This is a genomic window from Pseudonocardia sp. DSM 110487 (assembly GCF_019468565.1).
In the GTDB taxonomy this organism is placed as follows: Bacteria; Actinomycetota; Actinomycetes; order Mycobacteriales; family Pseudonocardiaceae; genus Pseudonocardia.
This window is the reverse complement of record NZ_CP080521.1, coordinates 1810373-1830525: the sequence shown is the minus strand read 5'-3', so window position 1 is coordinate 1830525 and position 20153 is coordinate 1810373. Positions and strand designations below refer to the sequence as shown.

Genomic DNA, 20153 nt, shown 5'->3' with positions numbered 1-20153 from the left:
GAACGGAACTAGCCGGAGAGGGCCTCCACCGTCGCCTCGGGCGCGCTGATCATCGCGTCGTGCCCGCTCGCCAGCTCCCGGAACTCCCAGCCCTCGCGCCGGGCGATCGCGTGCGCGGAGTGGACCGCCGGGTAGGCGGGATCGGTACACGCGACGTACGTGACGGGCCGGCCGCCGCCGAGCGGGGCGCGCAGCGGGAACGGCTCGGCGTATGTGCGCACCGGATGCGGGGTGAGCCTGCGCTCGACCCACGCGATGTCGTCGGGATCAGCCAGCCCGAACGCCGCGCCGCCTGGCGGCGGGAACGCGATGTCACCGGATGCCTCGGCCGCCGCCTTGCGCGCCGCAGCCGACTCCGGCGGCAGCCCGTCGAACGCGGTCTCCCCCGCCTCCACAACAAGCCCGTCCAGCAGCACGACCCGCCGCACGCGCTCAGGGGTCCGCTCCGCGACGGCGAGCGCGACGAGCGCGCCGAAGCTGTGCCCGACCAGCACCACGTCGGTGAGCTCCTCGGTCTCCAGCACGCCGACGACGTCCTGGACGAGCGTGTCGGGGCCGATGTCGGCGCTGAGCAGATGGGCCCGCTCACCGAAGCCGGTGAGCGTCGGGGTGAACACCTCGTGCCCCGCCTCCCGCAGGAGCCGGGCCACTCGCCGCCAGCACCATCCGCCGTGCCAGGCACCGTGGACGAGCACGAAGGGATCGCTCACACGGCGGATCCTCGCACGCTCGTCCGGTCTGCCGACGGCTCCGGGTGGCCGAGGTGTGTGAGCCAGCCGCGCAGCACCTCGTGGAGTGCTTCCGCGCCGACGATCTCACCGGGCGGCGGCAGGTCGGCCGGCTGCAGCAGGAAGCCGCGGGACTGCGACCCGCCCAGCCCGCCGTGCGAACCGACGTGCGGTTCGAACGGCGACGCCTCGTCGCGTCCCGGGTCGTAGCGACTATTGATCATGACGTCGCCGCAGTGCGGGAACCCGTCGACGCGGTGCACGAGGTCGGCGGCGTGCGGGCCGTAGGGCACGAGCGGGTCGTCCCCGATGACGACGTCGGTAGCGAGCCTGCGCAGGCCGTCGCGGCCGAGCACGACGGGCCCGAACTCGGCGCTGCGCACCAGCACGAACCCGACGCCGGGGTGGTCGACGAGCGAGGGCAGCAGCTCCGGGAACTCGCGCTCGATCGTCTCGAGCTCCACCCGGCCCTCGTGCTCGGTGAACGACACGATCGCGAGGTGGCCGGACGCGACGACCACGACCCCGGGCGCGACCCGCGTCACCGCACCCGGTGCACCGCTCGGTGTACGCCTGCGGTCGGCGGCGGCACCGGCGAGTTCGACCCTGGCGCGCAGCCTGCGCGCGATCGGGCCGCCGCCGGACGACGCCTCGGCGAGCACGGCGTCGACCGGCCAGCTCTCCGCGGGGCGGCTCGACTCCGAGTGCGAGCCGCGGCGCGGGTCCGGCTGCGGCTCGCCGCACAGCCGCCCGACCACAGCCTCGATCGACTCGCCGAATCGATCGGCGAAGGCCCAGCCCTGGGTCTGCCCGTGGTCCGAGAGCGCGATGATCTGGTAGCGCCGGGGCGCGAGCTGGGTGGCGCGGTGCAGCCGGCCGATCTGCCGGTCGATCCCGCGCAGCACGGCGAGAGCGTCGAACCGCTCGATGCCGGAGTGGTGGCCCACCTCGTCGTAGCCCATGAAGTCGGCGTACACCACGGCCCGGCCGGCCAGCATGTCCTCGGTGATCGCGGAGACGACGACGTCGCGGGCGATCACCGTGGTGCCCGCGCGCGCCAGTGGGTAGAACCCGCCCCGGCTCACCCGCGGCCACACCCCGGCGCGGCGCTGCCGGACCGCCGCCGAGATCTCCCGCCCGACGTCGACCAGCGCGCCCACCCCCGTGCGCAGCGCATTGGCGGGGTTGGCGAAGTACGCGTAGTAGCCCGCCCCGACGCCGTCCCGGCCGCGACCGCGCCTGCCCGCCCCGCTGATCAGCGGCAACGCGCTCATCGTGAGGCTCGTGTGCGCGGCGTCGCCGGTGAACAGGCTCGCCCTCGCCGCACCGTCGACGGCGAGCAGGCCGCGGCCGTCGGAGTGCCGGCGCTCGATCTCCGCGGCGTCCTCCGGGCTGGAGCACACCATGACGCGGTCGCGGTCCTTCTCATACCAGCGGAACCCGAGGATGTCGTCGTTGTCGCCGTGCAGGATCCCGCAAACGCTGGCGCCGGTCTGCGAGCTCCAGTCGGTGTGCCACGGGGTGAGCCGGTGGCTGCCGTCGTCGAGCATGCGGGCGACCGCGGGCATGTCGCCGGTGCGGACGGCGCGCCGCAGCGTGTCGATGCCGAGCCCGTCGACCTGCAGGATCAGCACGCCCGGCGGAATGGTGTCGTCGCAGGCCGTGCCATCGCGAGCGCCTCGGCGCGCGGCGCGGCGGAAGAACAGCTCGTCCTCGTCGAGCCCGACCACGCTGCTCACGACCGACCCGAGCCCCGCCACCGCGACGGCCACGACCATGGCGGTGCCGAGGTCGGTGACCACCACGCCGGGCACCGCGAACGAGATCGCCAGCACACCCACGCCGAGCAGCAGGAACGAGCCGATGCCCAGCGTGAACACGGCCACCGGGAGCGCGACGCGCAGCACCAGCGGCCACACCACCGCGCTCAGCAGGCCGAAGAGGAGCGCGCAGACCGTCGGCTGCCACCACTCGGGCATCGAGAAGCCGGTGAGCCAGGTGTCGAGCAGGTTCAGGGCGCCCACCGCGAGCACCCACACGAGCAGCACGCGCGCGACCACGCGCCCGCCGCGCACGAGCCGACCGCCTCCCGCCGGAGCCATCACCGCACCGCCCCCGAGCGGGCCCGCCTGCGCCGCAGCCACGCGGACACCAGCGAGCCGACCCCTGCCAGCACGAGCACCAGCAGCGCCGCGAGCAGCGTGGCCAGCACCGGGTCGTCGAACAGCCCGCCGGACAGCACGCCGAGCGCGGCATAGGCGATCGCCCACAGCACGCAGCCGAGGGTTGCCGCCGGGACGAGGCGCCGCCACGGGTACTCGAGCGCGCCCGCGGCGAGCAGCACGGGGATCCGTCCGGCCGGCATCAACCGCCCGATGACGATGATGACGCCACCCCGGCGCTCGAACTGCGCCCGCGCCGCAGCCAGCCGTTCCGGCGACTGGCGCCCCGTGACCCACCGCTGGGCTGCGGAGCTGCCCGCGTGCGCGACGGCGAACGTGGCGAAGTCGCCGAGCAGCGCGCCCACGACGGACAGCAGCAGCACGAGCGGGAGCGACATGCTGCCGTTGGAGACGGCGATCGCGGCCGCGGCGCCCACGACGGCACCGGTGGGCACGATCGGGACGATCGAGCCGATCAGCACGCCACCGAAGAGCGCGGAGTAGCCGAGCGCGGACGGGTCAGTCCAGCCGGTCATCGCGCCACCGGCCGTGCCCCGTCCAGCGCGACCGCGGCACCCGGCTCGGTCACCAGCACCCGGGTGCGCTCCCCCGCCGCGGCCACGGCGGCCGCGAACCGGTGCGGCGGCTCGACGAGCAGCCCGCGCATCCGGGCGCCGATCCGCCCTGGCAGCGCCGGCAGCCCGCTCACGGCGAGCGTGCCCCAGTGGACCGGCACTGCCACCCGCGGGCGCAGCAGGCCGACGGCCTCGGCGGCGCGGTGCGGATCCAGGTGGCCGGGCCCCAGCGAGAGGCCCCACCCCCACACGGGAAGCAGTGCGGCGGTGAGGGGGCCGAAGCCCGCCATGCCCGGGAACAGGTCGGTGTCACCTGCCGCGTAGACCCGGCGGCCGCCCGCCTCGATGAGGTGCCCCATCGCGGCGGCCTGCGGCCCGTGGGTGGAGCGCGGCCCGAACCGGTGCCCGGAATGCGCCGCAGGCACCCCGTGCACCCGCAAGGCGCCGTGCTCGAGCTCCTCGCCCGGTGCGAGCTCGTCGACGTTGCGGATCCCCCGCCCGCGCAGCCACCGGCCTGCGCCCCTCGGCACCACGACGCGCGCCGTGCGCGGCAGCATGTGCAACGACCGCAGGTGCAGGTGGTCGCTGTGCAGGTGGGACAGCAGCACCAGGTCGGTGTCGGCGAAGTGGGCACGCTCCGGCAGGGGACTGATCCGGCGCAGCGGTCCGACGCGGCCGGTGAGCACCGGGTCCGTGAGCACGACCGACCCGGCCAGCTCCAGCCGCACGGTGGAGTGGCCGAGGAAGCGCATCGCGAGCCCTGGCATGCGCCCAGTATCACTGCCCCGGTCGTGAGTGGATACGCGCGCTATGGCTCGCGTATCCACTCACGAGGGGTGTCAGCCGAAGCGGGCGGGCTGGCCGGTGGACTCCAGCACCGCCATCCACAGGTCGCCGTGCGGGTCGACCTGGTTGCGCCTGCTCACGGCCTCCCGCATCGGGATGTGCACGAAGCGCCGCCGGTACCGCCCCACCACCATCTCGGTGCGCCCTGACATCGCCGCGTGCACCGCCGCCTGCGACAGCCGCACGCAGTACACGGAGTCGTACGGGTTGGCCGGCACGCTGCGGATCGCGTAGCTGGGATCGATGTAGCGGATCGAGGTCTCGATGCCCGCGTCGGAGAAGTGGTCGGCGATGCGTCGCCGCAGCCACGGGCCGATGTCCTGCAGGCGTGCGTTGCCGGACGCGTCGCGCTCGTCGTCGTCGACCCCGCCGAGCAGCTCCTGACCAGCGCCCTCGGCCACGACCACCACCGCGTGCCCCCGCTCGGACACCCGCCGCCGCACGTGGGAGAGCAAGCCGTGCTCGCCGTCGAGCGCGAACGGGACCTCCGGGATCAGCACGGCGTCGGCGCCGCTGCGGGCGAGCGCCGCGTAGCAGGCGATGAAACCGGAGTGCCGCCCCATCAGCTTGACCAGCCCGATGCCGTTCGCCGTGGACTTCGCCTCGACCTGCGCGGCCCGGATGGCGTCGCTGGCCAGGCTGAACGCGGTCTGGAAGCCGAAGCTCTGGTCGATGTAGGGGATGTCGTTGTCGATCGTCTTCGGGATGCCGACGACCGCGATGAGCAGGCCGCGCTCGGCGATCGTGCGCGCGATCTGCATCGCCCCGCGCATCGACCCGTCGCCACCGACCACGAACAGGATGTTGATGTGCAGCTGCTCGAGGCAGTCGACGATCTCCTCGGGATCCTGGTGACCGCGGGAGGTGCCGAGCACGGTGCCGCCGTCGGTCGCGATGTCGCGCACCGACTCCGGGGTGAGGTCGACGACGTCGTGGCCGTAGCGCGGCACGAAGCCCTGGTAGCCGTTGCGGACGCCGACCACGCGGCGCACGCGGTAGTGATAGGTCAGCGTGCGGACTATGCCCGCGATCACGTCGTTGAGGCCGGGGCACAACCCGCCGCACGTGACGATCGCCGCGCGGGTCTTCGCCGGGTCGAAGAAGATCTTCCGCCGCGGCCCGCACGGCTCCATCCCCGGCAGCTGGTCCGGCGCCACGCCGCGCGAGGAGATGCCGCTGAGGGTGTCGTCGAGCAGCACGCGGTCGTGCTCGTTGATGTAGTGCTCCGTGGTCCGGGTCGCGTCCAGCAGGGTCACCATGGGCGACGTGATGCGGGCCGTTCCCAGCGTGCTGATCGTGAGATCGGGTGATGGCTCGAGGCGAGGCAACTCCACGACGGAGGCCTCGTGGCCCGTCCCGTCGGACTCGTCGGAGAAGGCGGTGCTCACGGCGCTCCCAAGCATCGGAGGCAAGGTCGACCACGCCGCGGCGATGGGGACGGTGGCCCTCTTGACCGGTACAGGATGCCTTCCATGGCCGGTCGAGGCCACCCCGTTACCGGGAGTGTTCCCGATTCCACATGCTTGCGAATGCCAACTATCCCGTGCTCACCTGATGGGGTGAGCTCCCCCCGCCCGACGGCCGTGATCGGCGTCCTCGCGTCGTGCGGGCTGGCCGTCTCGCTGATGCAGACGCTGGTCGTCCCGCTGCTCCCGGTGTTCCCACGCCTGCTGTCGGCCTCGCCGGCCACGGTGGCGTGGCTGGTCACGGCGACACTGGTGGCCGCCGCCGTCTGCGCCCCGGTCATGGGACGCCTCGGCGACATGTACGGCAAGCGGCGGATGCTGCTCGTCGGGCTCGGCGTCGTGACGGTGGGGTCGGCGCTCGGCGCGGCCGCACCCAACATCGGCGTCCTCATCGCCGCGCGAGCGCTGCAGGGCGTGGCGATGGGCGTGATCGCCCTCGGCATCAGTGTGATGCGCGACGTGCTCCCGCCGGAGCGCGTGGGCAGCGGGATAGCCCTGATGAGCTCGTCGCTCGGCATCGGAGGGGCGATCGGGCTGCCCCTCACCGGGTTCGTGGCCCAGCAGGCGAGCTGGCGGTGGCTCTTCGCCGGGGCCGCGGTGCTCGGCGCCGTGCAGTTCCTGATCGTGCTACTCGTCGTGCGGGAGTCGCCGCTGCGCTCAGGGGGCCGGTTCGACCTGGCGGGGGCGATGGGCATGTCGGCCGCGCTCGTCTGCCTGCTGCTCGCGATCTCGAAGGGCAACGAGTGGGGCTGGGGCAGCGCGGCCGTGCTCGGGCTGCTCGTGGCGGCAGGCGTCCTGTTCGCGCTGTGGGTCGCGTGGGAGCTGCGATCCCGCCGCCCGCTCGTCGACCTACGCGTCTCCGCCCGTCCCGCTGTGCTGTGGACGAACGTCGCGTCCATCGCGATCGGCTTCGGGATGTTCGCGGGCTTCCTCGTGACGACGCAGATCCTGCAGGCGCCGACCGCCACCGGGTACGGCTTCGGCCTGTCGCTGGTGGCGGCGGGCCTCGTGCTGCTGCCGATCGGCGGGGCCATGACGATCTTCTCGCCGGTCTCGGCCCGGGTCTCGCGCCGCCGCGGCGCGCGGACAACGCTCGTGCTCGGCGCGACGATCCTCGCACTCGGCAACGTCCTGATGGCGACGCTCCCAGGAGCCCTCCCGCTCATCGTGGCGGCGTCCACCACGACCGCGATCGGCGCGGCACTGGCCTACTCCGCGATCCCACTGCTGATCATGGACGCGGTGCCGCCCGGCGAGACCGCCGCTGCCAACAGCCTCAACACGCTCATGCGGATGCTGGGCACCTCATCGTGCAGCTCGTTCGTCGCGGCGATCGCCACCGGCCTGACGACATCCGTCGCGGGCCAGACACTGCCCGCCGCCGCCGCGTACACGGTGATCTACCTCGCGGCCGCGGGCGCCGCCGTCCTCGGCGCCGCGATCGCCGCCCTCACCCCGCGCGCCGAGACGGCCGACACCCTCCCCACCACCAGCAGAGCGAGCGCCGCCCGGGCCGCCTGATAATCAAAGAAGCCGCAGCGGACCGCTCCCGTGAGTGGGTGAACGGGCAAGCCCAAACCGGGAGACGCACCGAAGGCGTGGACAGCGCCTCGTGTCATTCCATGGGAAGGACGCGGGAAGTTCGAGTGTGTGGCGCGCGTAGTTCCCTGCACCATTCGCGGTCGATGCTACGCTGCGAGAAATCGGCCGCGCTAATATCGCGGCGCCTGCCGAACGTGCGCGGCGCCGTGGCCGGAATCAGGATGACTCGATCGTGGAGGACGTAATGGCAACGCAGACGACCGTGACTCTCGTGGACGACCTGGACGGCAGCAACGCCGATGAGCAGGTTGAGTTCACCGTCGACGGGAAGTCGTATGCGATCGACCTGTCGTCGTCGAACAGCCAGAAGCTGCGCGACGTGCTGGCCCCCTACATCTCGGCGGCCCGCCGCAACGGTGGCCGCCGCCGCAGCGCCCCTGCCGCCGGCCCCGCGGCGCGTCCGGCCCCCCGCACGGACCGGGAACAGAACCAGGCGATCCGGGAATGGGCGCAGAAGCAGGGACTGAAGGTCTCCGAGCGAGGCCGGCTCTCGGCATCGGTCCTGGATGCCTTCAAGGCCGCCCACTGACACCGGCCTCCGGCCCCGCACCTGGCGGCCTTGATTCCCCGAGCGGCTCGCCGGGAGTTGCCGAGCATTTTTCGTCACGTCTGCATGCGCGGATCGCGCGCGGGCAACCGCCTTTGATGGCGTCTGGGCGCAGTTCGTAGCGTCAAGGTTCCTTGCGGTAGATCTGGCACAGCCCGCGGCAGGTCCTCGCGGGAACGCCAACGAGTTGCGCCGGCCACGATGGCCGGCGCTACTCGACCACCGGTTCCGACGGTTACCGCCGGTCGATCGCGACGTGGCTCAGCGCGGGTCGCGGCGGATCGGGTGGTCCTCCGGCACCTGCACCAGCACGATCCGCGTCCCGTCCGGATCCGTGATCCACATCTCGTGCAGCCCCCACGGCTCCTGCCGCGGCTCGCGCACGACGTGGTCGGCCAGCTCCCGGTGGGCGGTCGCGAGGTCGCGGACCTGCATCCAGAGCGCGACCGCGGGGCCGGCAGGCGCCTCTGCGCTCCCGGAGAGCTCCAGGAAGCTGCCGCCGAGGAAGAACACCGTGCCGCCGGGGAACTCGCGGGCGATCGCGAGCCCGAGCACGTCGCGGTAGAACGCGAGGCTGCGCTGCATGTCGACGGGCCGCAGCAACACTCGTCCGGAGAGGATCTCCATAGGGCGGCACTTTATGCCGGGTGCTCCCCGATGTGGTCGAGGATGAGCTCCGCCAGCTGGTCGGGGGCCTCGTCGGGGATCCAGTGGCTCACACCACGCAGCTCTGCGTACCGGAAGGGCCCCGCGACGTACCGCCGCGCGAGCTCGGTGGACTGCCGGGTGAGTGCGGTGTCGCCGTCGCTCCAGACGAACAGGGTGGGCACCCGCACCGGCGGGTCGGACTCGCCGGGAGGCGTGGAGAACATGCCGCGGTACCAGTTGATCGCGGCCGTGAGTGCGGCCGGGTCTGCGAGGCCCGCGGCGTCGCGTTGCGCCGATTCCTTGGACTGGCCGGTGCGGCGCAGTGCCGCCACGAATCGCCGCGAGAACGGCCCGCCCTTCGCCGCGAGCAGCCGCTCGGGCAACCAGGGCAGCTGGAACGCGTAGACGTACCAGGACGCGAGCCCCTGCCGCGTCGTGAAGAGCGAGCGCAGGTAGGCCGCGGGTGGGGGCACCGACACGGCGGTCAGGGACCGGATGCGCTCGCCGTGGCGCGCCGCGAGCCGCCATGCGACCGCGGCGCCCCAGTCGTGCCCGACGAGGTGCACGCGCGCGGCCGGGCCGACGAGCTGGTCCACGACCACGAGCGCGTCGTCGGCCATCTCCCCCAGCCGGTAGGCGCCTCGCCCCGCCGGACGGGCGCGCGGTGAGTACCCCCGCTGGTCGGGGGCGAGCGTCCGGAAGCCCGAATCGGCGAGCCGGGTGGCGACGGCATGCCATGAGTCGCCACGTTGGGGGAACCCGTGCAGGAGTAGGACCGGATCGCCACTCGGCGGACCCAGCTCGTGCACGTCGAACGTCAGACCGTCCCTGTTCGCCGTGCGCACTGAGCTGTTGACCACCGCCACATTCTGCCCGGCGTCCCCCGCCTGTCGGTTGTGCGACGCGGGTGGCGTCGAGTTGGGTGGGCGCGGCGTACGGTGCACCGGGCCACCAGCGACGGGAGTGAAGAAGATCGTGACGCAGTTCCAACGGGTCGCCATCGTCAACCGCGGCGAGCCGGCGATGCGCCTCATCCACGCGGTGCGCGAGTGGAACGCCGAGCGGAGCTCGCGATCGCGAGCAGACGGCGCCGAGCGGAGCTCGGACGGCGCAGGGCCGGCCGACGAGAACGGGGCCGCGCAACTGCGCACGATCGCTCTCTACACGGCGGTCGACCGGCACGCCATGTTCGTCCGCGAGGCCGACGAGGCGGTGCTGATCGGCCCCGAGGACCCGGAGCAGGCGTTCGCCACGAGCCCCTACCTCGACTACGCGGAGCTGGAGCGCGCGCTGCGGGCCGCCCGCGCCGACGCCGTGTGGCCCGGCTGGGGCTTCGTCTCCGAGAAGGCCGAGTTCGCCAGGCTCTGCCGCGAGCTCGGGATCGTGTTCGTGGGGCCGTCGCCCGAGGTGATGGAGCGGCTCGGCGACAAGATCGCGTCGAAGCTGCTCGCCGAAGAGGTCGGCGTCCCGATGGCCGCGTGGAGCGACGGGCCGGTCGCCGACCTCGCCGCGGCCCGCGAGCACGCCGAGCGGATCGGGTACCCGCTCATGATCAAGGCGACGGCGGGCGGCGGCGGGCGCGGCATCCGCCGCGTCGACTCCCCTGACCAGCTGGCCGACGCGTTCGAGCGGGCCGGCTCTGAGGCGTCGAAGACCGCGGGCGACGCCACCGTGTTCCTCGAGCGGGCCATCCCCGGCGGGCGCCACGTCGAGGTGCAGGTCGTTGCCGACGCGGCAGGCGACGTGTGGACGCTCGGTGTGCGCGACTGCTCGGTGCAGCGCCGCAACCAGAAGGTGATCGAGGAGTCGGCCTCCACCGCGCTCGACGCCGAGCAGGAGGAGCTGCTGCGCTCCTCGGCCGCGCGGCTGGTGCAGGCGGCAGGCTACGTCAACGCGGGCACCGTCGAGTTCCTGTACGAGCCGCGCGAGCGGCTGCTGTCGTTCCTCGAGGTCAACACGCGGCTGCAGGTGGAGCACCCGGTCACGGAGGCCACCACCGGCGTCGACATCGTCAAGCTGCAGCTGCATGTCGCCGGCGGCGGCAAGCTCGCTGACATCGCGCCCGAAGCCCCGCCTGCCCGCGGGCACGCCATCGAGGCCCGGCTCACCGCGGAGGACCCCGAGGAGGGCTTCGCCCCCGCACCGGGCCGGATCGAGCACCTGGCCCTGCCCAGCGGCCCCGGCGTCCGTGTCGACACCGGGGTGGCCGCCGGGGACGTGATCCCGCCGCAGTTCGACTCCATGATCGCCAAGGTGATCGCGTGGGGACGCGACCGCAACGAGGCGCGCGCCCGGCTCTCCCGCGCCCTCAAACAGACGGCGGCCGTGATCGACGGTGGCACCACCAACAAGGCGTTCCTGCTCGACCTGCTCGACCGCCCCGAGGTCCGGGAAGGCCGCCTCGACACCACGTGGCTCGACACGATGATGGCGGGCGGGTACGAACCCCCGCGGCGCCTTGACGTCGCGCTGCTCGCCACGGCCGTGGAAGCGCAGGACGCGCACGTGGCGCGCCAGCGCGAGCGGCTGTTCGCATCCGCGGAGCGCGGACGCCCCGAGGTCGGGCACGAGACCTGGTACCAGGTGGACGTGCGGGCCGCGGGCGAGTCGTACCGGCTGCGAGTGGCGCAGTCGCGCGGCACCCGCTACCACGTGGAGCTCGACGGCAAGGCCGTCGACGTCGACGCGGAGCGCACCGGGCGGTTCGAGCGCAAGCTCACCGTCGCGGGCCATTCGTTCACGGTGCTCTCGGTGCCGCAGGGCTCGGACTTCCTCGTCGAGGTCGACGGCGCGGTGCACCGGATCTCCGGCGGCGAGGCGGGCCTCGTCAGGGCACCAGCGCCCGCGATGATCGTCTCGATCCCGGTGGCGCCGGGCGACGCCGTCGAGGCGGGCGCCGTCGTGGCCGTCGTGGAGAGCATGAAGCTCGAGACGGCCCTGCGGGCTCCCGTCACTGGCCGGGTGCGTGAGGTGCTCGTTGCGCCGAACACCCAGGTGGACGGCGGCACCAAGCTGGTCCGCCTCGAACCCGACAGCGACGCGGGCGGGGCGGTGACCGGCGAGCGGGCCGACTTCGCCCAACTGGCAGGCCCGCCCGTCACCGGGACCGACGCGGCCGCGCGGGCCGCCGACGCGCTCCGGTCGCTGCGCTTCCTGGTGCTGGGCTACGACATCGACGAGCGCGACGCCCAGCCGCTGCTGGCCGCGCTCTCCGCCGCCCGCGCCGAGCTGCCCCCCGACGACCCCGGCGTGCTCGCGGGCGAGACCGCCGTGCTGCGCATCTTCGCCGATCTCTGCGCGCTCTCCCGCAACCGCCGCGGCCCCGAGGACGAGACGCAGCAGGTCGACCCGGCCGGTGAGGAGGCCCGCAACCCGCAGGAGTACCTGTACGCGTTCCTGCGCTCGCGCGACGCCGACGCCGAGGGCCTGCCTGAGTCGTTCCGCGACAAGCTGCGCCGGGCTCTCGGGCACTACGGGGTGCCGGAGCTGGCGCCGTCGGACAGCGTCTCGGCCGACGCCCTCCACAGCGGGCTCTACCGGATGTTCCTCGCACACCGCCGGGCCACCGCGCACGTGCCGGTCGTGCTGGAGCTGCTGCAGTGGCGGCTGAGCCATCCGGACTCGCTCCCGCCTTCGGCGCGTACCGACTACCAGCGGATGCTCGACCGGCTGGTCACGGCCACGCAGCTGCGGCACCCGGTGGTGGGCGGCCTCGCGCGGCGCGTGCGCTACACCCTGTTCGACGCGCCGCTGATCGCGGCCGAGCGCGCCGCGGGCCAGGGCGAGGTGCGGGCCGAGCTGGACCGGCTGTCCGACGACCCCGCGGAACGAGCCCGCCAGATCGACGCCATCGTGTCCGCGGGCGAGCCCATCCTCGGGGTGTTCGGCGCGCAGCACCACGCCGCGATGCTCGAGGTGATGACGCGTCGCTACTACCGCATCCGCACCCTGCACGACCTGCAGGTGACCGACCGCGGCGGCCGCCCGCTGCTGTCGGCGCGCTACGAGCACGAGGGCCGGGAGCTCACGGTGCTCGCCACCACGGTGCACACCGCGCCGGACGCACCGGCGTGGGGCGACCCGATGACCGTGCAGGGCGACCTGCGCCGCATCATCGCGCAGCTACCCGAACACAGCACCGTGCTGCTCGATCTCTACATCATCGCGGGCGAGGCACCCGACTCCGACCCGGAGCGCTCCGCGGAGAAGATCCGCGCCATGCTCGGGCGCCTGCCCGAGCGGCTCGCCCGCGTCGCCGTGGCGGTGCGCCGCCCACACGGCGACGAGCGGTCGGCGTGGTTCACCTTCGCGGCCGGCCCTGACCGGCGTCCGGTCGAGGACCGCACGCTCCGGGGCGTGCACCCGATGGTCGCCGAGCGGCTCGGGCTGTGGCGCCTCGCCGACTTCGAGCTCACCCGCCTGCCCTCGCCGATCGACGTGCACCTGTTCCGCGCCGTCGGCCGCAACGTGCCGGCCGACAAGCGGCTCATCGCGCTGTCGGACGTCCGCGAGCTCACCGTGCTGCGCAACGGCGACGGGAAGGGCCGCATCCGCGCCCTGCCCCAGCTGGAGCAGGTGCTCGACTCCTGTCTGGAGGCCGTCCGCTCGGCCCGCGCCGCGAGCCGCGAGGACGCGCGCCTGGACTGGAACCGGGTGCTGCTCTACGTCTGGCCGGTGGTCGACGTGCCGTTCGAGGAGCTCGACTCGGTGGTCCACGTGCTCGCCCCGCGGACGGTGGGGCTGGGCCTCGAGCAGGTGGTCGTCCAGTTCCGCCACGTCGGTGCCGGGACGGGCGAGCCCAAGGAGTACCTCCTGCGGATGTCGCGTCCGCCGGGCGCAGGCCTGACCGTCCAGGTCACGGAGCCGCCCACGGAGCCGATGCGCGAGCTGGACGCGTACGCGCAGAAGGTGATCAGGGCCCGCAGGCGCGGCGCCGTCTACCCGTACGAGCTGGTGCCGATGCTGCAGCGCAACCCGGACCGCGGCGGCCAGCTCGGCACGTTCACCGAGTACGACCTCGGACCCGACGGCGCGCCCACCGTCGTGGAACGGCCGCCGGGGCAGAACACGGCCAACATCGTGCTCGGCACCGTCACCACGCCGACGCGGCGCTACCCGGAAGGCATGACCCGCGTCGTGCTCATCGGTGACCCGACCAAGGCCCTCGGCGCGCTCGCCGAGCCGGAGTGCGCCCGCGTGCTCGCCGCGATCGAGCTGGCACGGCGGCTGGACGCGCCGATCGAGTGGTTCGCGGTGTCGGCCGGCGCGAAGATCGCCATGGACTCCGGCGTGGAGAACATGGACTGGATCGCGCGGGCACTGCGCGGGATCGTCGAGTTCACGCAGGAGGGCGGCGAGATCAACGTCGTCGTCACCGGCATCAACGTCGGCGCCCAGCCGTACTGGAACGCCGAGGCGACGATGCTCGTGCACACCAAGGGCATCCTCGTGATGACACCGGACAGCGCGATGGTGCTCACCGGCAAGCAGGCCCTCGACTACTCCGGCGGCGTCTCCGCCGAGGACAACTTCGGCATCGGCGGCTACGACCGGATCATGGGCCCGAACGGGCAGGCGCAGTACTGGGCGCCGGACCTGTCCGGCGCCGTCGACGTACTGCTCGCGCACTACGAGCACACCTACCGCGCGCCGGGCGAACGGTTCCCGCGGCCCGCGCCCACCTCCGATCCCGTCGACCGGGACATCTCCGACTCGCCGCACTCGGGGCCCGGCTGCGACTTCACGACCGTCGGGGAGATCTTCCACGCGAACCCCGAGCGCAAGAAGTCGTTCGACATCCGCTCGCTGCTGCAGGCGGTGGCCGACGCCGACCACCCCACGCTCGAGCGGTGGGTCGACATGATCGACGCCGAGGGCGTCGTGGTGCTCGACGCGCACCTGGGCGGGCAGCCGATCTCCCTGATCGGTGTCGAGTCCCGGCCACTGCCCCGCCGCGGGCCGCTGCCCATGGACGGGCCGACCACGTTCACGGGGGGCACGCTGTTCCCCAAGTCGTCGAAGAAGATGGCCCGCGGCATCAACGCCGCCAGCGGCAACCGCCCGCTGGTGATCCTCGCGAACCTCTCGGGCTTCGACGGCTCGCCGGAGTCGCTGCGCCAGCTGCAGCTGGAGTACGGCGCCGAGATCGGCAGGGCGGTCGTCAACTTCGACGGCCCGATCGTGTTCTGCGTGGTCTCCCGCTACCACGGCGGGGCGTTCGTGGTGTTCAGCGGAACGCTCAACGACAACATGGAGGTCGCGGCCGTCGAGGGCTCCTACGCGTCGGTGATCGGTGGCGCGCCCGCCGCGGCCGTCGTGTTCGCCGGGGAGGTCAACAAGCGCACGGCAGCCGATCCGAGGATCGCCGACCTGGAGGCCCGCATCGCCGAGGCCCGTCAGAACGGTGCCGAGGAGGAGGCCGCGCGGCTCACCAACGAGCTCGCGACCCTGCGCCCCGGCGTGCGCGCGGAGGTGCTGGGACAGGTCGCGGACGAGTTCGACGCCGCACACAGCGTGGAACGCGCCCAGCGGGTGGGCTCGGTGGACGTGATCGTGCCCGCGACAGGCCTGCGCCCGTACCTGGCCGACGCGGTGCGACGGGGGATGGAGAAGGCCGGCACCCAGCGCTGACCGCACTCAGAGCCCGACTCGCCTGCACTCAGCGCCCGACTCGCGCGCTCGGAGAGCGCGACTCGCGGGCGGGGTGCCTTCGGCCCCCGCGAGTCGCGGTGTGAGTGTGCGCGAGTCGCGCTCTGGGTGTGGGCGCCGTCAGGAGCACACGCGCTTGGCGCGTAGCACCCGCGTGACCGCAGCGTCGTTGCCGGCGGGGTCCAGGCCGGCCTGCTCCAGGTGGTCCAGCACGGGCGTGATGCGGCCGCCGCTGGACCACAGCGCCATGTCCGCGCCCGCTTCCAGGGCCCGTTCGACGGCCTCGGGCAGGGTGAACTCGTCGGTGACGGCGTCCATCGCGCCGAGGTCGTCGGTGAGCACGAGGCCGTCGAAGCCGATCTCGCCGCGCAGGAGCGCGTAGACCTCGGGCGTCAGGGAGCTGGGCAGGTCCGTGGTGAGGCCTGGCACGTCCAGGTGGCCGACGAGCACACCCGTGCGCCCGTCGGCGAGCGGGCCGCCGGGCCCGAGCAGCGAGGCGTAGGGGCGCAGGTCGTCGGCGCGCATGTCGGCGAGCGGCGGGGTGGTGACGCGGCCCTTGTGCGAGTCGCCGCTCGCCCGCCCGTGCCCGGGGAAGTGCTTCAGCACCGTGTAGACGCCCGCGGCCCGCTGCCCCTCGACGAACGCATCGGCGTACCTGCTGACCGTGTCCGGGTCGTCGGCGAAGGAGCGGTCGCCGATGGCGGCCGACTTCCCGGTGACGTCGACGGTCGGGGCGAGGTTCATCGTGATCCCACGGGCGAGCTGCTCGCGGCCGCGCTGTTCCCCGAGCTCGCGCACCTGGTCCGGGGTGCGGCTGCGGGCCATGGCGCGTGCGCTGGGCAGCTCGCCGTCGAGGGTGTCGAGGCGCTGGACGCGCCCACCCTCGTCGTCGACGGCCACCGCCAGCGGGATGCGGGACATCGCCCGCACCCCGCGCACCGCCTGGTCGGTGAGCAGGGCGGTGGCGTTGCCGCCGACGAAGATCGCGCCGACCTGGGTGGCGCGCACGTTCTCGGCTGTCGCGCGCGGATCGGCGCCGTCGACACCGACCATGAGCCGTTGGGCGAGCTTGTCCCGCGGGCTCATGGCCGCCACCACGTCCGCGCAGCGCGGGAGCCGGTCGGGGCCGAGGTGCTCGCCGGTGAGCGGGGGCGGAGGCGCCGGCGTCGCGGCCGCCGGGACCGCCGTGAGTACCAGCCCGGCGAGTGCTCCGAGCACGACCGCGAGCGGCTTGCGAACCGTCATTGCGGCCCATCTTCCTCCGCGCCGCAGCGTGGCCGGACCCGCCCCGGAGGGCTCAGCGGATCGGCGGAACCCGCTCCCCCTCCGGGGGTGGGCCGGGCGGGGTGCCGTCGCCGAACGGGCGCCCGCCCAGCTCCTCGCGCCCGTGTGCGGTGAGCCAGCCGCGGGGATCGGGGCCGAGCGGGACGATCCCCGTCGGGTTGATCTCGGCGTGCACGCCGTAGTAGTGCTGCTTGATCTGCTTGAAGTCGATCGTGTCGCCGAAGCCGGGGGTCTGGAACAGATCCCGCGCATAGGCCCACAGCACCGGCATCTCGGTGAGCTTCTGCCGGTTGCACTTGAAGTGGCCGTGGTAGACCGCGTCGAACCGGACGAGCGTGACCCACAGCCGGATGTCGGCCTCGGTGATCGTGTCCCCGACCAGGTAGCGCCGGGTGGCGAGGCGCTCGGACAGCGCGTCGAACCGATCGAACAGCGCGCGATAGGCCCGCTCGTACGCCTCCTGGCCCTTGGCGAAGCCGCACTTGTATACGCCGTTGTTGATGTCGTGGTAGACGGCCTCGTTGATCTCGTCGATCTCGGCCCGGTGCTCCTCGGGGTACAGGTCGGGGGCGCCGTCCCGGTGGTACGCGCCCCACTGGGTGGACAGGTCGAGCGTGAGGTACTGGAAGTTGTTGGTCACCGCCTTGCCGGTGGCGATCTCGACGACGGTCGGGACGGTGACGCCCGCGTCGAACCCGGGCTGGGCCGCCTCGTAGGCCTCGCGCAGGTGCTCGATGCCGAGCACCGGGTCCTTGTTGTCGGGGTCGTTGTGGAACCGCCAGCTCCGCTCGTCGTGCAGCGGGCCCGCGATGCCCATCGACAGCACCGGTTCCAGCCCGAGCAGCCTGCGGACGATCACGCTGCGGTTCGCCCATGGGCACGCCCGCGCGACGACCAGCCGGTACCGGCCGGGCTCGACCGGCCACGCCGACGACCCGTCGGAGGTGATCCGTTCGGTGAGCGCGACCGGCTCACGCTCGAAAGCCTCGGTTCCGGACTGGGCAGCAGTCATGGACCCGAATCTATGCGCCTGCGGTCTGCCGCACCGGTCAGTCGTCGCCTTCGCCGTCGCCGTCTTCCTGCTGCGTGACACCGGGGGCGTCGTCGCCGTCGTCGTCATCGCCGCCACCGCAGGAACCCGCGGTGAGGAACAGCGCAGCGCCGGCGAGGACCGCCGCGATCGTCCGGCTCAGGTTCGTTCGTCCCATGTGTCCACCGTGCCAGGTTCCGCGGCAACCGGCCGGACGGGGAGATCGCTCGTGCCGAAGACCCAGTAGCGCATCACCAGGAAGCGGCCGGCGCCGCCGAGGACGCTCGCCGCGGCCAGCGCGACCGTCTCCTCCACCGGCGTCGGCTCGTCGACGACCAGGCCGAGCAGCAGCAGGACCGCGGAGCTGTAGAACGCGTAGAACAGGACCGTGCCGCCGACCTGCACCCGGGCACGCCACGGGTGAACCGCAGAGCCACCGAACGTGAACCGGCGGTTCGCCTCCGTGCTCACCGCGGTGCTCACGAGCAGCGCGACGAGGTTCGCCGGCACCGAGTCCAGCCCAGCGTTGCGCACGAACAGGAAGACGACAGCGTTGACGCCCGTGCCGAGGCCGCCGACCATCACGTACCGGGCCACCTGCAGGAACAGCGGGTGCCGCAGCCGCAACCATTCCGGCGCGACCACCGCGCTCGCCATGTCCACCACGCTCCTCCGGCTGCGCCCCCGATGATCCTCTTTATTTCATCCGCGGTGGGGGACGCGCTGTCGCCCACCTGTGCGAACACTGTGAGCGGAGCGTCATTCCCGCCCTGACAGATGTCACGGCGATGTCGTGACCGCTGTCGTGGTCGACGACATCCCACGAAACACAGACTCTCGGACATGACTCAGAAGACGCACCACTCCCCCGCCACCGCCCCTCGGGGGTCGATGTTCCTCGGCCTCTTCTGGGACATCGGGTTGAGCCTGGCGGCGTACTACGGCCTGCGCGCGCTCGGCGCCTCGCCGTATGTCGCGCTGCTCGGCGGCACCGTGACCGCGGGCCTGCGAATCGCATACGTGTGGGCGCGCACCCGCCGCTTCGACGGGTTCGCCGCATTCATGCTGGCCGAGTTCGGGGTGGGGCTCGCCTTCGCACTGATCTCCGGGGACGCCCGCTTCCTGGTGGCGAAGGAGTCGTTCAGCACGGCCATCGCCGGGCTGATCTTCCTGGGGACGTGCATGTTCGGCCGGCCGATGGTCTGGCACGCCGCGGTGCGGTTCCAGCCGGCCGCCTGGGGCGAGCTGGAGCGCAGGTGGCACACCGTTCCGGAGTTCCGGCGCGCCTTCCGCGTGCTGACCGTCGTCTGGGGCGTCGGGATGCTGGTCGAGGCGGTGGCCAGGGTCGTGGTCGCGTACACGCTGCCTGTGGACGCCGCGGCCGGGCTGTCGCAGCTGCTCCGGTTCGGCACGATCGGGTTGCTCGTGCTGTGGACGCTCGCCGCGGTGAAGCGCCAGCGCGGCGGGCGACCGTAAGGTCTCTGGCGTGCGCGTCGAGCAAGGCGTCGACCTCCGGGAGTGGCCGGTCTGGACCCCGGAGGACCCGGCGGCGACCCGCCGGGGCCGCCTGCGCACCGTCATCGCCGCGGCGGTGTTCCTCGTGTTCCTCGTGCGCAGCGTCGTCCAGGAATGGGGCCTGCCGGTCGGCAGCCGCGTCGCGCTCGTCGCGGTCGCCTGCGTCTACGTCGCGAGCTACCTGCTCACGCTGTACCTCGCCCCGCTGCACGGGCGGCTCGTCCGGAGCCTCTCGATCGGCTGGCTGTACCTGGCAGGCGCCGCGTTCGCACTCGTGACCGCCGATCCCAGCGATCTGGCGCTGCTGTCGTACGCGGTGGCCGCCGGGATCATCCTGTTGCCGCTGCGCTGGGGCGTGCTGCTCGGAGTGCTCACCACCCTCTCGGTGATGGCCGGCACCTGGCTGGTGGACGGTGCGGTCGACTGGCGCGACACGTTCGTGCTGCTCATGATGACCGCCGGCCTGGTGACGGTCACCCAGCTCATCCGCACGGTCAACCAGCTCCGCACAGCGCACGACCGCATCCGCGTGCTCGCCGTGGCCGACGAGCGGTCCCGGCTCGCGAGGGACATGCACGACGTACTCGGACACAGCCTCACCACGATCACCGTGAAGACTGGCCTGGCCCGGCGGATCCTGGAGAGCGGGGCCGATCCGGCGCGGGCGCTCACCGAGTTGCGGGACGCCGAGCGGCTGTCCCGGCAGGCGCTCGGCGAGATCCGCGCCACCGTGTCGGGCTACCGGCGGCCGTCGCTGGCGGCCGAGCTCGCCGGGGTCCACGAGGCGCTGCGCGCCGCGGACATCACCGCGGTGCTCCCCCAGGCCGTCGACGACGTCGCGGAGGAGCTGCGCGAGCCGTTCTCCTACGTGCTGCGCGAGGGCATCACGAACGTGATCCGGCACAGCGGCGCCAACCGTTGCGAGGTGCGGCTCGGCCCCCGCTGCCTGGAGATCCGGGACGACGGCCGCCCCACGAACGGGGTTGCTGCCGGGACGGGCCTGACCGGGCTCACCGAACGGATGGCCGCGGTGGGCGGCCGGCTGACCGCGGAGCCACTGCCGGGCAAGGGTTTCCGCCTCTGCGCGGAGGCTTAGTGTCCA

Annotated in this window: 16 protein-coding genes; 5 read left to right on the top strand and 11 right to left on the bottom strand. The window is 73.0% G+C overall.

Annotated elements, in window-relative coordinates; translation table 11 throughout:
- Window positions 1-8 precede the first annotated feature (8 nt).
- From K1T35_RS08325 to K1T35_RS08305, 5 genes are all read right to left on the bottom strand, one after another.
- The gene (locus K1T35_RS08325; protein WP_220259582.1) at window positions 9-710 is read right to left on the bottom strand and encodes an alpha/beta fold hydrolase; all 702 of its coding nucleotides are present in this window, start codon (window positions 708-710) and stop codon (window positions 9-11) included.
- A complete protein-coding gene (locus tag K1T35_RS08320; protein ID WP_220262475.1) occupies window positions 707-2830 on the bottom strand; it encodes a phage holin family protein in 2124 nt (707 codons plus the stop codon). The genes K1T35_RS08325 and K1T35_RS08320 overlap by 4 nt, the downstream gene beginning before the upstream one ends.
- The gene (locus K1T35_RS08315) at window positions 2830-3426 is read right to left on the bottom strand and encodes a DedA family protein (protein ID WP_220259581.1); all 597 of its coding nucleotides are present in this window, start codon (window positions 3424-3426) and stop codon (window positions 2830-2832) included. Before K1T35_RS08315 ends, K1T35_RS08320 begins: the two co-directional genes overlap by 1 nt.
- Window positions 3423-4232: an MBL fold metallo-hydrolase gene (locus K1T35_RS08310; RefSeq protein WP_220259580.1), complete on the bottom strand. Its 810-nt coding sequence runs from the start codon at window positions 4230-4232 to the stop codon at window positions 3423-3425. Before K1T35_RS08310 ends, K1T35_RS08315 begins: the two co-directional genes overlap by 4 nt.
- A 72-nt stretch (window positions 4233-4304) precedes the next feature.
- Window positions 4305-5645, bottom strand: a complete 1341-nt coding sequence (locus tag K1T35_RS08305; protein WP_370645497.1) for an ATP-dependent 6-phosphofructokinase — start codon at window positions 5643-5645, stop codon at window positions 4305-4307.
- Window positions 5646-5870: 225 nt separating this feature from the next.
- On the opposite strand from K1T35_RS08305, the gene K1T35_RS08300 reads away from it, so the two are divergent.
- A complete protein-coding gene (locus K1T35_RS08300; RefSeq protein WP_370645327.1) occupies window positions 5871-7298 on the top strand; it encodes an MFS transporter in 1428 nt (475 codons plus the stop codon).
- Between the two features lie 265 nt (window positions 7299-7563).
- A complete protein-coding gene (locus K1T35_RS08295; RefSeq protein WP_220259577.1) occupies window positions 7564-7908 on the top strand; it encodes an Lsr2 family protein in 345 nt (114 codons plus the stop codon).
- 279 nt (window positions 7909-8187) lie between these two features.
- Here K1T35_RS08295 and K1T35_RS08290 read toward each other — a convergent pair whose 3' ends face one another.
- On the bottom strand, window positions 8188-8553 hold the full coding sequence (locus tag K1T35_RS08290) for a VOC family protein (RefSeq protein WP_220259576.1): 366 nt from the start codon (window positions 8551-8553) through the stop codon (window positions 8188-8190).
- An 11-nt stretch (window positions 8554-8564) separates the two neighbouring features.
- On the bottom strand, window positions 8565-9434 hold the full coding sequence (locus K1T35_RS08285) for an alpha/beta fold hydrolase (protein ID WP_255621700.1): 870 nt from the start codon (window positions 9432-9434) through the stop codon (window positions 8565-8567).
- 115 nt (window positions 9435-9549) lie between these two features.
- On the opposite strand from K1T35_RS08285, the gene K1T35_RS08280 reads away from it, so the two are divergent.
- Window positions 9550-15204: a carboxyl transferase domain-containing protein gene (locus K1T35_RS08280; RefSeq protein WP_255621699.1), complete on the top strand. Its 5655-nt coding sequence runs from the start codon at window positions 9550-9552 to the stop codon at window positions 15202-15204.
- Window positions 15205-15342: 138 nt separating this feature from the next.
- On the opposite strand, the gene K1T35_RS08275 is transcribed toward K1T35_RS08280, so the two are convergent.
- The 4 genes from K1T35_RS08275 to K1T35_RS08260 are packed head-to-tail and all read right to left on the bottom strand — an operon-like array spanning window position 15343 to window position 18193.
- Entirely contained in the window at window positions 15343-16467 is a 1125-nt protein-coding gene (locus K1T35_RS08275; RefSeq protein ID WP_220259574.1) for a glycoside hydrolase family 3 N-terminal domain-containing protein, read from the bottom strand.
- A 52-nt stretch (window positions 16468-16519) separates the two neighbouring features.
- Window positions 16520-17518, bottom strand: a complete 999-nt coding sequence (locus K1T35_RS08270) for a glutathione S-transferase family protein (protein WP_220259573.1) — start codon at window positions 17516-17518, stop codon at window positions 16520-16522.
- 37 nt (window positions 17519-17555) lie between these two features.
- Window positions 17556-17714, bottom strand: coding sequence for a hypothetical protein (locus K1T35_RS08265; protein ID WP_220259572.1), 159 nt, complete (start codon window positions 17712-17714; stop codon window positions 17556-17558).
- Complete coding sequence (locus K1T35_RS08260) at window positions 17696-18193, bottom strand: GtrA family protein (RefSeq protein ID WP_220259571.1); 498 nt, start codon at window positions 18191-18193, stop codon at window positions 17696-17698. Before K1T35_RS08260 ends, K1T35_RS08265 begins: the two co-directional genes overlap by 19 nt.
- 186 nt (window positions 18194-18379) lie before the next feature.
- On the opposite strand from K1T35_RS08260, the gene K1T35_RS08255 reads away from it, so the two are divergent.
- Both K1T35_RS08255 and K1T35_RS08250 read left to right on the top strand, forming a co-directional pair.
- On the top strand, window positions 18380-19012 hold the full coding sequence (locus tag K1T35_RS08255) for a VC0807 family protein (protein WP_220259570.1): 633 nt from the start codon (window positions 18380-18382) through the stop codon (window positions 19010-19012).
- A 10-nt stretch (window positions 19013-19022) separates the two neighbouring features.
- A complete protein-coding gene (locus K1T35_RS08250) occupies window positions 19023-20147 on the top strand; it encodes a sensor histidine kinase (protein ID WP_220259569.1) in 1125 nt (374 codons plus the stop codon).
- The last annotated feature ends 6 nt before the right edge of the window (window positions 20148-20153 follow it).